This is a genomic window from Microcoleus sp. FACHB-672, from assembly GCF_014695725.1.
Taxonomy (GTDB): Bacteria; Cyanobacteriota; Cyanobacteriia; order Cyanobacteriales; family Oscillatoriaceae; genus FACHB-68.
In genome coordinates, this window is sequence record NZ_JACJOU010000033.1 from 51,462 (window position 1) to 64,681 (window position 13,220).

General features: G+C 42.9%; 10 protein-coding genes. 8 read left to right on the plus strand and 2 right to left on the minus strand.

Annotated elements, in window-relative coordinates; genetic code table 11:
• Nucleotides 1-62: 62 nt before the first annotated feature.
• Both H6F56_RS23515 and H6F56_RS23520 read right to left on the minus strand, forming a co-directional pair.
• A complete protein-coding gene (locus H6F56_RS23515) occupies nucleotides 63-722 on the minus strand; it encodes a DNA endonuclease (RefSeq protein WP_199313224.1) in 660 nt (219 codons plus the stop codon).
• Between the two features lie 255 nt (nucleotides 723-977).
• Nucleotides 978-2,051: a tocopherol cyclase family protein gene (locus H6F56_RS23520; protein ID WP_190673751.1), complete on the minus strand. Its 1,074-nt coding sequence runs from the start codon at nucleotides 2,049-2,051 to the stop codon at nucleotides 978-980.
• 272 nt (nucleotides 2,052-2,323) lie between these two features.
• Here H6F56_RS23520 and H6F56_RS23525 point away from each other — a divergent pair, with 272 nt between their 5' ends.
• The 8 genes from H6F56_RS23525 to dhaK all read left to right on the plus strand — a co-directional run bounded on the left by H6F56_RS23525 (nucleotide 2,324) and on the right by dhaK (nucleotide 13,214).
• Nucleotides 2,324-4,408: a dynamin family protein gene (locus H6F56_RS23525; RefSeq protein ID WP_190673754.1), complete on the plus strand. Its 2,085-nt coding sequence runs from the start codon at nucleotides 2,324-2,326 to the stop codon at nucleotides 4,406-4,408.
• A gap of 58 nt (nucleotides 4,409-4,466) precedes the next feature.
• Nucleotides 4,467-5,444 (plus strand): leucine-rich repeat domain-containing protein, encoded by a 978-nt coding sequence (locus H6F56_RS23530; RefSeq protein WP_190673757.1) that lies wholly within the window; start codon nucleotides 4,467-4,469, stop codon nucleotides 5,442-5,444.
• A gap of 94 nt (nucleotides 5,445-5,538) precedes the next feature.
• Nucleotides 5,539-6,384, plus strand: coding sequence for a leucine-rich repeat domain-containing protein (locus H6F56_RS23535; protein WP_199313226.1), 846 nt, complete (start codon nucleotides 5,539-5,541; stop codon nucleotides 6,382-6,384).
• 92 nt (nucleotides 6,385-6,476) lie between these two features.
• The gene (locus H6F56_RS23540) at nucleotides 6,477-7,718 is read left to right on the plus strand and encodes a leucine-rich repeat domain-containing protein (RefSeq protein WP_190673760.1); all 1,242 of its coding nucleotides are present in this window, start codon (nucleotides 6,477-6,479) and stop codon (nucleotides 7,716-7,718) included.
• 89 nt (nucleotides 7,719-7,807) lie between these two features.
• Entirely contained in the window at nucleotides 7,808-9,049 is a 1,242-nt protein-coding gene (locus H6F56_RS23545) for a leucine-rich repeat domain-containing protein (RefSeq protein WP_199313228.1), read from the plus strand.
• Between the two features lie 91 nt (nucleotides 9,050-9,140).
• On the plus strand, nucleotides 9,141-10,250 hold the full coding sequence (locus tag H6F56_RS23550) for a leucine-rich repeat domain-containing protein (RefSeq protein ID WP_190673763.1): 1,110 nt from the start codon (nucleotides 9,141-9,143) through the stop codon (nucleotides 10,248-10,250).
• A 55-nt stretch (nucleotides 10,251-10,305) separates the two neighbouring features.
• A complete protein-coding gene (locus tag H6F56_RS23555) occupies nucleotides 10,306-11,967 on the plus strand; it encodes a dynamin family protein (RefSeq protein ID WP_190673766.1) in 1,662 nt (553 codons plus the stop codon).
• A 173-nt stretch (nucleotides 11,968-12,140) separates the two neighbouring features.
• Complete coding sequence (gene dhaK, locus H6F56_RS23560) at nucleotides 12,141-13,214, plus strand: dihydroxyacetone kinase subunit DhaK (protein WP_190673769.1); 1,074 nt, start codon at nucleotides 12,141-12,143, stop codon at nucleotides 13,212-13,214.
• Nucleotides 13,215-13,220: the final 6 nt, after the last annotated feature.

Consider the following 13,220-nt stretch of genomic DNA (forward strand, 5'->3'; position numbering starts at 1 on the left):
CTTCAGATTTGCGTGAGTTTCTTCACTCTCTGGACTATTCCTTCACCATAGGCTATAAACCCTTAGGTGGTGGCCGTTGTGTTTAAGGAGGTTTGAATTTTGTAGAGCATACTTTCGTGAACGTAAGGGTGAATGAAGGATAAAAACCGTTTTCCTTCTTTGGTGCCCATTCTGAGCCGGTAAGTTTCGTGACTTTTACTTAACCCCCACTTAAACCCCCACACGTCTGAGAAATAAGAAACGATGATCTCACTCTCTTCTTTGGAAAGATAAGTATTTAGGCTAATTTCCAGCGCATGAACTTTACCGTTTTTTTTCTTGAAGGATTTAGAACCGCGATCTATAAACCAAATCGCTATTCCTTGGGGAGTTAAAAGGTTCAAAAACTTTCGTGTGATTGTTTTCGTTCCACCCCGATATAACTTTTTCACCAAAACCCGCGTTAAAGGAATTAACTTGGGTTCTATGCGAATCAGTTCTTCTCCTTCTTTTCCCTGCACCCTTTGTAAACTTACGGGTCTTCTAGTTATGGTTTCGAGAACTTCTTTTTTATAAAGAATGTAGCTCTCTAATTTAGATGAGTTCAGAATAAAGAAGTTATTTTGGCTTCTTCTTCCCTCACCTAATAACACTCCAACCAGAATTCCTCTCTGCTCTACTTTTGATAAGACATGATAGTCTATCTTTTTTGACTCCTTAAAACCAGTCTCTGCACCTTCCAAAGCGTTTTGAGTTTTGAGCTTCAATTTTTAAGTTTTAAATTCACCCATTACTCAGCACTGTCTTTGGCTTGGCTCAAGATTACCTTATCTGTTGCCAGAGGTAGGCTTCCTTGAATTTGACCACATTCACGCCTGGAGTTTCCCCCAAGGTGCCCGATTTTCAGGAGGCGCTCGCTCTATCCAACTGAGCTACAACCCCAAATACAGAACTATGATAGCAGTTTTTGGAGATGAGTTTTTGTTAATTTTTCACTTTTAAGAAGAGTGCCAAGTTTCTTCCCAAGGGCCACCGCCTGTTTCGAGTCCGCAGACAGAACTGGTGGCTTTCAGGATCGGTTGCGATTGACCGGCTGAAAGTTCGCTCAGTTGCAGGCTAAGCTGACCGTGCATGGTGTCGCGGCAGCAGAAGATTAAGCCTTGTTCGGTGGGTGCCCTTAGTGGTGTGCCGGCCCGATCTGTGGTGCCGGTCAGTTCAATCGCGTAGTGGGCATTTCTTGCTTGCATCTGCCAATTACCCCAAGGTTCTATCTTCCAAGAAACTTGGGAGTTCCAGGGCACAAATTCATAAAATTTGCCTTGATAATGCAAGCCTATCATCGCGACTGATTCCATCCACCACAGCACGCCGCGCCGGCCTCCACCGGCTGTTAAGGCGAGATCGGGTTCATTGTCAAAGCAGTTGCAATTCAGCCAAAACCATTTTTGCGGGAAAGACCGGCCCCAGTTTTTTTCACTATAGGCGGGCGCGTCGGTGAATTCGTAGCGCCGGCCATTCCAATCGATCCAGCCGGTGGCCAACCCGTGTGCCATCAAAATTTGCCATCCGGGTTCAAAAATGGGGAAATAAGACAGCCAGCCGGCAGTTGATTGTTGCGGGCTGCCGGTGTTGCCCCAGCCGTACACTGGTTTTATTTCGTACTGCCACTGTGCTAAGTTTCCACTGCCGGGATCGCGAAGAATTCCTTGATGCCACGTGGCGGTTCCTTGATAACCTTCTTGAATGTGATGCTCAAATTCTGCCGGCTCTAAGTAAAGCGGAGGGGTGTTTAAGTCGGTTTTGCCCCAATGTCCCAGTCCCAAGGCATCTCGCCATCCCCAAAATCGATCCGTTGCGGGAAAGGTGCGGCAAAGATAGCTATCATCAGGGCCGAGAATTTGGGCTGCGCCGCCACTGTGGGGTGTACCACCGGCAGGATCTTCTATTGAGTACATGAAGGCGAAGGTTTGATTGTCTGCCGGCAGGGTGACGCGGTAATACCAACCTTCAAAAAATCGCTGACTGGTGCCGTCCCATTGATAGCCACTATGAGGGGTTTGGAGATTAACCATAGACTTATTCGTTGATTGCTCGCAACTTTACCTGAGTTGGTATCTCGTTGGCTTAGTTGCTTAATAAGTGTTTTTACGAAATTATTGATAATTCGCGGTCTGCTTCATATTTATACATGATTTTTGTAGAGAAAACCACTTACGAAATCTTGGCGAAGGGTGTTTAAATGGTGAAATACCTGTCTGCCGGCGCTTGACATAATTTTCTTGATTTGTTCTCACTCATTTTTAGTTAGAGCCGGCACTCACACCTCAGCAAAGCTCTAATTGATATGACTTACAAAATTGAACCTGACAGTTTCCTGAATAATTTAAACCAAGTGGCGCAAGTTCGTGCTGAAGTTGCGGGTTGTTTGGGCAGAATTGCTGACACAATCGAGCAAGCAGAATTAGAAGGAAAACAGAATTCTGGGGGGCTTGGTTTAGAGCAAGAAATCGAGGATATTAAGGTTGCCGGTGAAAATTTACGAACGGGAGTATTTCGGCTTTTAGTCTTGGGGGATATGAAACGGGGCAAAAGCACTTTTTTAAATGCTTTAATTGGTGAAAATGTCTTGCCCAGCGATGTCAATCCTTGTACAGCGCTGTTAACAATTTTACGATTTGGCCCAGAAAAGAAAGTTACACTTTATTTTAATGATGGGAAGCCGGCACAACAATTAGACTTTAAAAGCTTTAAACAGAACTATACGATTGATCCGGCTGAAGCCAAGCGGCTAGAACAAGAGAAAAAACAAGCCTTTCCAGATGTTGACTGTGCGGTGGTAGAATATCCCCTGCCTCTGTTAGAAAAAGGTATTGAAATTGTTGATAGTCCGGGGCTGAATGATACAGAGGCGCGAAACGAGTTATCCCTTGGTTATATTAATAATTGTCATGCAATTCTTTTTGTGTTGAGAGCCTCGCAACCTTGTACTCTTGGAGAGCGCCGGTATTTAGAAAATTATATCAAAGGTCGCGGGTTAACTGTCTTCTTTTTAATTAATGCGTGGGATCAGGTGCGCGAGAGTTTAATCGATCCGGATGATACGGAAGAACTGGAAGAATCTGAGACAAAACTGCGGCGAGTTTTCAAAGCAAACTTAGCAGAATACTGCCAAGTCGAAGGACATGATATTTACGATGAACGAGTGTTTGAAGTTTCTGCGCTGAAAGCTTTACGCAAACGCTTAAAAAATCTTTCGGCGTCTTTAGAAGGAACCGGCTTTTCCGAGTTTATGGGCGCACTCAACACATTTTTGACGAAAGAACGGGCGGTTTCTGAATTGCGGCAGGTGAGAACCTTAGCGCGTCAAACTTCCTCTCATGTTCAAGAAGCAATTGAACGCCGGATTCCCTTGCTGGATCAAGATGTCAATGAATTAAAAAATAAAATTAGCTCTGTTGAGCCAGAATTTAAAATCTTGACAGAAATTCGGGATAAATTTCAGGAAGAAATCAAAAATACTCGCGATCTCAAAGCAAAAACGGTTGCAGATTCTTTCCGTACTTATGTGTTGAATTTGGGTAACACCTTTGAATCAGATTTTTTACGCTATCAACCAGAGTTAAAGTTAACTGATTTCTTTGATGGAGACAAACGGGAAGCATTTAATACATCGCTGCAACAGGCATTTGAGCAATATATCAGTGATAAATTGGCTGATTGGAGTCTCACGGCTGAGCAAGAAATGACTGCTGCCTTTGCCCAATTATCCAGAAGTGCGGCAAATTATGGGGCTTCTTATAGCCAGGTGACGGATAAGATTACGGAGAAGTTAACCGGGCAAAAAGTACAAGCCGGCACCCATAATTCAACGGAGGATAAATCACCGGGATGGGCGAAATGGGCGATGGGATTATTTTCTCTCTCAACCGGCAATATTGCTGGGGTAGCAATGGCAGGTGCCGGTTTTGATTGGAAAAGCATTCTCCTCAATTATTTTACGGTAATTGGTTTGAGCAGCATCATTGTTGCGGTTTTTCCAGCTGCAATGATTTTTGGGCCGGTGGGGCTTGCTTTATTAGGCTTAGGTGTGGGTTTTTTCCAAGCCGATCAAGCGCGGAAGGAAGTCGTTAAAGCAGCGAGAAAAGAGTTAGTTAAACATCTGCCACAAGTTGCCCAAGAACAATGGCAGCCAGTTTATGATGCGGTTAAAGAGTGTTTTGATGTGTATGAGCGGGAAGTGACTAAACGGGTGAATGATGATATTAATTCCCGCAAAGCTGAACTGGATAATTTACTGCAACAAAAACAATCCCGTGAAATCAACCGAAGTGCGGAACTCGAACGTTTGAAAAAACTGGAAACGGATGTTTCTACTGAGTCTCATAAAATTGAGATTGTGTATAAAGATTTACTGAAGTTTATCGACTGAAGTTTTTCTAATGCCTTTTGTTTGAGTTGAGTTTGTATTAAAAAATGAGGACTTTTTTATGAAACTGTGCCGGCATCTTCAACAGAAAGCTTGCTTAATTAACACCGTCTTGTGTTGTTATCTGGGAGCATCATCGTTTTCTGTTAATGCACAGACAGCGACTCCAAAAAGTTTTGCCGATTGGTGTTTGAGTAAAGAAAGTCTGACTCCAGAGACAAAACATACAGTTGATGTGCTTTTGAAGAAGGCCGGCACTTCTGATTGTAACGAGGCTAACCAAGAGCTTTCAACCACGACTGGCCTCATCCTTGACAACAATCAAATCAGTGAACTCAAACCCTTAAGTTCCCTGACCAACCTGACAATCCTCGACCTCGGCAACAATCAAATCAGTGATATCAAACCCTTAAGTTCCCTGATCAACCTGACAATCCTCAGCCTCAACAACAATCAAATCAGTGATATCAAACCCTTAAGTTCCCTGACCAACCTGACTGGCCTCATCCTTGACAACAATCAAATCAGTGAACTCAAACCCTTAAGTTCCCTGACCAACCTGACTGGCCTCAGCCTCGGCAACAATCAAATCAGTGAACTCAAACCCTTAAGTTCCCTGACCAACCTGACAATCCTCAGCCTCAACAACAATCAAATCAGTGAACTCAAACCCTTAAGTTCCCTGACCAACCTGACTCGCCTCGGGCTTGAGAACAATCAAATCAGTGAACTCGAACCCTTAAGTTCCCTGACCAACCTGACTGGCCTCAACCTCAGCAACAATCAAATCAGTGAACTCAAACCCTTAAGTTCCCTGACCAACCTGACTGGCCTCGGGCTTGAGAACAATCAAATCAGTGAACTCAAATTCTTAAGTTCCCTGACCAACCTGACTTTCCTCAACCTCAGCAACAATCAAATCAGTGACCTTAAATCTTTGAATTCCCTAACCAATCTGAAAGAAATCCAACTCGACAACAATCCAATGCTCACAAATCAAACTTGTCCAGTTAAGCCAGAATCTATCTGTAGATTTTAAACTACTAAGATTTAAGGTTCGATTGCTCTTTGTGGGAACTGTCACGAAATCAAGCCGATGATTAACTTTTTCAATGTGCGTAGAGAGTATTTAGATGAATAAATCTCAGTATCTGATGCAGAAAATCTTCTTAGCCGGCCTAGTTGTCCCTCTGTTTCTAGGAGGATCATCGTTTTCTGTTAATGCACAAACAGCCACTCCAAAAAGTTTTGCGGATTGGTGTTTGAGTAAAGAAAGTCTGACTCCAGAGACAAAACATACTGTTGATGTGCTTTTGGAGAAGGCCGGCACTTCTGATTGCACTCAGGCTAACCAGAAGCTTTCAACTCTCGGAATACTCGACCTCGGCTACAAACAAATCAGAGAACTCAAACCCTTGAGTTCCCTGACTAACCTGACTGAACTCCACCTCTCCGGCAATCAAATCAGCGATCTCAAACCCTTGAGGAGCTTAACCAACGTGACTATCCTCAGCCTCGGCAACAATCAAATCAGCGATGTTCAACCCTTAAGCGCTCTGACCGACCTAAAGATCCTTGGACTCTGGAATAATCAAATCAGCGATCTTAAACCGTTGAACACTCTGACTAACCTAACTGGCCTCGACCTTTCTGGCAATCAAATTAGAGAACTCACATCCTTAAGTAGCCTAACCAACCTGACTAGCCTTTGGCTTCAAAACAATCAAATCAGAGAACTCAAACCCTTGACGAACCTGACGAACCTGAAGAACCTCATGCTTCAGAACAATCAAGTTAGAGACCTCATACCTTTGAACAACCTAACCAACCTGACTTACCTCAACCTCTCCGGCAATCAAATCAGAGAACTTACACCTTTAAGGAGGCTGACTAAATTGATGTTTCTCTCCCTAGATAACAATCCAATGCTCACCAATAAAACTTGTCCTGTGAAGCCAGAGTCCATCTGTAAATTTTGAACTGATCAATTTCTTGTTCGATTGATGTCTGTGAGAAATGTCACTCAATTTAGTTAGCGATAATTTTTTCAAGGCGCGTAGAGAGGCTTTTGATGAATAGATACCAGCATCTAATACACAAAATCTTCTTCGCCGACCTAGTTGTCCCTCTGTTTCTAGGAAGCTCATCTTTTCTTGTCAATGCACAGACAACAACACCGAAAAGTTTTGCGGATTGGTGTTTGAGTAAAGAAAGTCTGACTCCAGAGACAAAACATACTGTTGATGCGCTTTTGGAGCTGGCCGGCACTTCTGATTGCACTCAGGCTAACCAGACGCTTTCAACTCTGCAGCAGCTCAACCTCGGCAACAAACAAATCAGAGAACTCCAACCCTTGAGTTCCCTGACCAACCTAACTATCCTCAACCTCTCGCAAAATCAAATCAGTGATCTTAAACCCTTGAGTGCTCTGACTAATTTGGCTGACCTCGCACTCGACGAGAATCAAATCAGTGATCTTAAACCCTTGAACACCCTAACCAACCTGACTTCCCTCGGCCTCGACGAGAATCAAATCAGTGATCTTAAACCCTTGAGCACCCTAACCAACCTGACTTCCCTCAGCATCAGTTTCAATCAAATCAGCGATATCCAACCCTTGAGCACCCTAACTAACCTGACCGGTCTCTGGCTCTGGAATAATCAAATCAGTGATCTCAAATCCTTGAAGAACCTGACCAACCTGACTACCCTCAACCTCTCCGACAATCAAATCACTGAACTCAAACCCTTAAGCACCCTGACCAACCTGACTTACCTTGAACTCTCCGACAATCAAATTACTGAACTCAAACCCCTGAGTACCCTGACTAACCTGGCTTACCTTTACCTCGACAACAATCAAATCAGCGATCTCAAACCCTTGAGCACCCTGACTAGTTTGACTTACGTTGAACTCCATAACAATCAAATCAGCGATCTCAAACCCTTGAACACCCTGACTAAGCTAACTTTCCTGGAACTTTGGAACAATCAAATTAGCGATCTCCAACCTTTAACCACCTTGACTAAGCTGACTTTCCTCTACATCTGGAATAATCAAATCCAAGAACTCAAACCCCTAAGCACTCTAATCAACCTGACTACTCTCTATCTTGACAACAATCAAATTAGCGATCTTAAACCGTTGAGCGCTCTAACTAACCTGACTGACCTCAAGCTCTCTGACAATGAAATCCGAGATATCCAACCCTTGAGTACCCTGACTAAGCTTACTGAACTCAATCTAAAGAACAATCCAATGCTCACAAATAAAACTTGTCCTCTGAAGCCAGAGTCTATCTGTATTTTCTAAACAGGTGCTAATATTTAATGTTGAATTATTATTTATAGAAAATCCAAAGTTGATCTGGTAAGTTTTCAAAAGTATGAATGGAGTATTAAATGAATAGATTCGATTCTTTTATGCACAAAATTTACTTAATCGGCCTGCTTGTCTCTCTGTTTGTAGGAGACTCATCTTTTCCTGTTGATGCACAGACAGCAACGCCAAAAAGTTTTGCGGATTGGTGTTTGAGTAAACAAAGTCTGACTCCAGAGACAAAACATACTGTTGATGTGCTTTTGGAGAAGGCCGGCACTTCTGATTGCACTCAGGCGAACCAGAAGCTTTCAACTCTCCAAGAACTCGACCTGGACAACAAACAAATCAGTGATCTCAAACCCTTAAGTTCCCTGACCAATCTAACTATCCTCTACGTCAACAACAATCAAATCAGCGACATCCAACCCCTGAGTACCCTGGCTAACCTAACTATCCTCAGCCTGTGGAACAATCAAATCAGCGACATCCAACCCTTAAGGAACCTGACCAACCTGACTGACCTCAGGCTGTGGAACAATCAAATCAGCGACATCCAACCCTTGAGCACCCTGACCAACCTCACTTTTCTTGGCCTCTCGAACAATCAAATCAGTGACCTAAAACCCTTGATCGCCCTAACCAACCTGACTACCCTCGGCCTCGACAACAATCAGATCAGCGACATCCAACTCTTGAGCACCCTGACCAACCTGGCTACCCTCGACCTAGGCAACAATCAAATTAGAGAACTTGAACCCTTAAGCACCCTGACCAACCTGACTTACCTTGACCTCTCCGACAATCAAATCAGTGAGTTCAAACCTCTGAGTACCCTAACGAACCTGGCTTCCCTTTACCTCGAAAACAATCAAATCAGCGATCTTAAACCCTTGAGCGCTCTGACTAACCTGACTTATCTTTACCTTGACAACAATCAAATCAGAGAACTCAAACCTTTGAGTGATCTAACTAACCTGACTTATCTTTACCTCGACAACAATCAAATCAGCGATCTCAAACCTTTAAGCACTCTAATTAACCTAACTTCCCTTAGACTCGACAACAATCAAATCAGCGATCTCAAACCTTTGAACACTCTAACTAACCTGCCTTATCTCGACCTTGACAACAATCAAATTAGCGATCTCAAACCGTTGAATACTCTAACTAACCTGACTTATCTCTACCTCGACAACAATCAAATCAGCGACCTTAAACCTTTGAGTACCCTGACCAAGCTTATTGAACTCAACCTAATGAACAATCCATTGTTTAAAAATAAAACTTGTCCTGTGAAGCCAGAATCTATTTGTGGCTTCTAAATTGCTAATATTTAAGGCTCGATTACTCTTTGTGAAAAATGCACGGAATCGACCTAGTGGTTATTTTTTTAAGCATGAAGAAAGGATTTAAATGAATAAGATAAAGCATTTTAGACACAAAATTTACTTAACCGGCCTGCTTGTCTCTCTGTTTGTAGGAGGCTCATCTTTTCCTATTGATGCACAGACAGCAACGCCAAAAAGTTTTGCGGATTGGTGTTTGAGTAAACAAAGTCTTCCGCCAGAGACAAAACATACTGTTGATGTGCTTTTAGAGAAGGCCGGCACTTCTGATTGCACTCAGGCTAACCAGACATTTTCAAAACTTACAGAACTCCATCTATTAGACATTAAAATTAGTGACCTCAAACCCGTCAGTTCTCTGACTAACCTGACTGATCTCTTCGTCGGCCTCAATCAAATCAGTGACCTTAAACCCTTAAGTTCCCTGACGAATCTGACTCGGCTTGGCCTCAACAGTAATCAAATCAGCGACCTTAAACCCCTAAGTTCCCTGACTAATTTGACTGAACTCAGCCTCAACAACAATCAAATCAGCGATATCAAACCCTTGAGTTCCCTGACCAACTTGACTAGCCTTAGCCTCTCAAACAATCAAATTGCAGGTCTCCAACCCTTGAAAAACCTAACCAACCTGAGTGAACTTAGTTTTTCCTACAATCAAATTACTGACCTGGAACCCTTGAGCAATCTTATTAACTTAGTTAGCCTCAGCCTTTCAAGCAATCAAATCAAAGAACTCCAGCCCTTGAGTACCCTGACCAAGCTGAGTGAACTCTACCTCGCCGGCAATCAAATTACTGAACTCCAACCCTTGAACACTTTGACTAACCTGACTAGCCTTAGCCTCTCGACCAATCAAATCAGTGAACTCCAACCCTTGAGCAACTTAATTAACCTGACTAACCTCTACCTCAGCCAAAATCAAATCGCAGAACTCAAACCCTTAATGAGCCTGACTAACCTGAATACCCTCTGGCTTGAAGAAAATCAAATTAGAGAAGTTCAGCCCTTGAGTTCCTTAATCAACCTGAGTGAACTCTACCTCACGGACAATCAAATTACTGAAGTCCAAACCTTGAGGAACCTAACTAACCTGACTAGCCTCTACCTGGAAAACAATCCAAGAATCACAAATAAAACTTGTCCTGTGAAACCAGAGTTTATCTGTAGATTTTAAGCTTTTAACAGCTATTGCTTGAGATATTTGGAGTCTACCTATAAAAAGCAATCTTATGCAACAATCGGCACCGACTCAAACCCTTCTTAATCATCTTAAGTCCGCACTTGGCGTACTAGAACTCGATAAAAACTCACAGCTTTATCGAGATGCGCTTTCTATCTGCGACTATCTTGACAAACCAAGCTTTCGGATTTCTGTTTTTGGCCCGTTTAATTACGGGAAATCAACACTGCTGAATGCCATCCTAGGAAATCGAGCGCTTCCTATTGATCTCATTCCCACAACCGGCGCGGCAATTACGATTAAATATGGAAATGAGCTACAAACGCGAATTACGCTAAAAGATGGGACTGAAATTAATGAAAAAGGAACAGATGTTTTAAAACAGTTTGCAATTCTAGATGATGAAAGACGAATGCGGAATGATGTCACCTCTGTAGAGGTGTTTTGTCCTCATCCATTTCTGCAAGCCGGTGTTGAGTTATTAGATTTGCCGGGAACGAATGATCGGGAAGCACAGGATAACTTGGTGCGCGACCAGCTTTTAACGGCAGATTTGGTGATTCAGGTGCTAGATGCTCGCAAGTTAATGACATTAGGCGAGCGGGAGAACTTGAGAGATTGGTTGTTGGATCGAGGAATTAAAACGGTTGTTTTTGTTGTTAACTTCTTGAATTTACTAGAAGCTGAAGAGCAAAAACAAATTTACAGCCGGCTCTTATTTGTGGCTGAAAGCTTTCGCTCTGAACTACCGAATAATCTCAGCAATTTATACCGCGTTGATGCGCTGCCGGCACTGAGAGCGAGATTGAAAGGAGACACCTCAGCCGCACAGACAACCGGACTGACCATGTTTGAATCTGCCTTGCAAAATATCGTAGCTATGCAAGAAGATAAAACGGCTGTTCGGTTGCCTCGTGTCTTAGCAATAGCCGCTCAAATTCAGCAAGCTTTGCAAACAAAGATGCGAGAGATTAATACAGAATTAGAATCGGCAGAACAAAAGCGCAAAGCTAAACTTGAAATTAAGCAAAAAGCACAGAATTTAATTAAAAAAGGTTTTCAAGATAGCAATTTGGAGATGCAGAGTTGGTTAAACTTGTCAAATCTTTTATCAAGATACCAATCCGATCTAATTTCAGCACTGCAGAAAGGTGAATTTAGAACTTGGGAAAGGGGGTCTTTTAAGCAGGCACTCGTAGATTATCAGCAGGCGATTGTAAAATGGGTCAATCAAGCCTGTGAATTCTTCAATAAAGAGCAGCCGGCTGGTTTACTGATTTCATTTCCTGGCGATCCGCAAGTTATTTTACCCAATCCACCTCCCAATTCTAAATCATCAAATAGTGCAGCGCCGGTTGCTTTAGCAACTGGACTCGGTTGGGTTTTAGGCGGGCCGGTGGGTGCAGCCGTTGTGGGCGGTGCCACTTATTTTCTCAATCAAAATACTGACCCAAAAAACCCTGAAAGCTCAGATTCCTATTTAAATCAGGTACAAGAAGCTTATGCCAATGCTGCGAGAGAGTATCTCACACTTTTTAGTACGCAAGCATTATCGGCGTTGAGTGAATATGAGCGAAAGGCAGACAGGGTCATTAATTTTCAAATTGCTGAAGAACCGGCAGATATAACCAGCCGGCAACATCAGCAGCAGTTATTGCAAAGCTTGCTGGATAATTTGACTGAAGAATTAGAGACGCTAAGACAGCCTTGAGTTAAATCAAATTGAAATTATAAAAAATTTAATAAATAACCTTTAATTTGAGAAAATACATTTATCTGGAATTGCCCGTGCCAAAAATCTGGAAAATCAGCCAAAAATACCCAGTCTGTAAATTTTTCCTGACAATTCTAGATCCCCAAATCCCAGCCTCTTCTTAAAAAACTATGAAAAAACTCATTAACAATCCCGACAATGTTGTACGAGAAAGCCTGGAAGGCATGGCAATCGCACATCCAGATTTGATCAAAATCCATTTTGATCCTCACTTCGTCTACCGCACAGATGCCCCTATTCAAAACAAAGTAGCCCTGATTTCCGGCGGGGGTAGCGGACACGAACCGATGCACACCGGCTTTGTTGGGATGGGAATGTTAGACGCCGCTTGTCCTGGTGAAGTTTTTACTTCTCCAACTCCTGATCAAATGCTAGAAGCCGCAAAAATGGTGAATAGTGGTGTCGGTATCCTCAACATCGTTAAAAACTACTCAGGCGATGTGATGAACTTCGAGATGGCAGCCGAACTCGCCTACTCAGAAGGCATCCCAATTCTTAACATTTTGATAGATGATGATATTGCCGTCAAAGATTCACTTTATACCCAAGGACGTAGAGGAGTTGGTACAACAATACTTGCAGAAAAAATATGCGGTGCTGCTGCTGAAGCCGGTTACAATTTACAGCAAATTGCCGATCTTTGCCGGCACGTTAACCTTAACGGACGTAGCATGGGAATGGCATTAACGTCTTGCACAGTGCCGGCAAAAGGCAGTCCCACGTTTAATTTAGGTGATGATGAAATCGAAATGGGAATTGGCATTCACGGTGAGCCTGGACGTCAAAGAATGGCAATAAAATCAGCCGATGAAATAACCGAAATGCTGGCTGTTTCTATCATTGAAGATTCTAACTACACCCGTACACTGCGCGAATGGGATGCAGATAAAGGAGACTGGGTGGAAGTAGAACTCAGCGATCCTCCCTTGCAAAGTGGAGATTCAGTTTTAGCCTTTGTAAATGGCATGGGTGGCACTCCTTTTTCTGAGCTATACATTGTTTATCGACAATTGGCAAAAATCTGTGAACAGCACAAAATTCAAATTGTCCGCAATTTAATTGGCCCATATATGACTGCTTTAGATATGCAAGGCTGTTCGATTACCTTGCTGAAGTTAGACGAGGAAATGCTTAAATTTTGGGATGCGCCGGTGAAAACGCCAAGCTTACGATGGGGCATTTAAAGGAGG

Bases quoted from the DNA above. Each gene is read 5' to 3' on its own strand.
- H6F56_RS23520 (WP_190673751.1), bottom strand. From the start codon at position 2,051: ATGGTTAATCTCCAAACCCCTCATAGTGGCTATCAATGGGACGGCACC.
- H6F56_RS23525 (WP_190673754.1), top strand. From the start codon at position 2,324: ATGACTTACAAAATTGAACCTGACAGTTTCCTGAATAATTTAAACCAA.
- H6F56_RS23530 (WP_190673757.1), top strand. From the start codon at position 4,467: ATGAAACTGTGCCGGCATCTTCAACAGAAAGCTTGCTTAATTAACACC.
- H6F56_RS23535 (WP_199313226.1), top strand. From the start codon at position 5,539: ATGAATAAATCTCAGTATCTGATGCAGAAAATCTTCTTAGCCGGCCTA.
- H6F56_RS23540 (WP_190673760.1), top strand. From the start codon at position 6,477: ATGAATAGATACCAGCATCTAATACACAAAATCTTCTTCGCCGACCTA.
- H6F56_RS23545 (WP_199313228.1), top strand. From the start codon at position 7,808: ATGAATAGATTCGATTCTTTTATGCACAAAATTTACTTAATCGGCCTG.
- H6F56_RS23550 (WP_190673763.1), top strand. From the start codon at position 9,141: ATGAATAAGATAAAGCATTTTAGACACAAAATTTACTTAACCGGCCTG.
- H6F56_RS23555 (WP_190673766.1), top strand. From the start codon at position 10,306: ATGCAACAATCGGCACCGACTCAAACCCTTCTTAATCATCTTAAGTCC.
- dhaK (WP_190673769.1), top strand. From the start codon at position 12,141: ATGAAAAAACTCATTAACAATCCCGACAATGTTGTACGAGAAAGCCTG.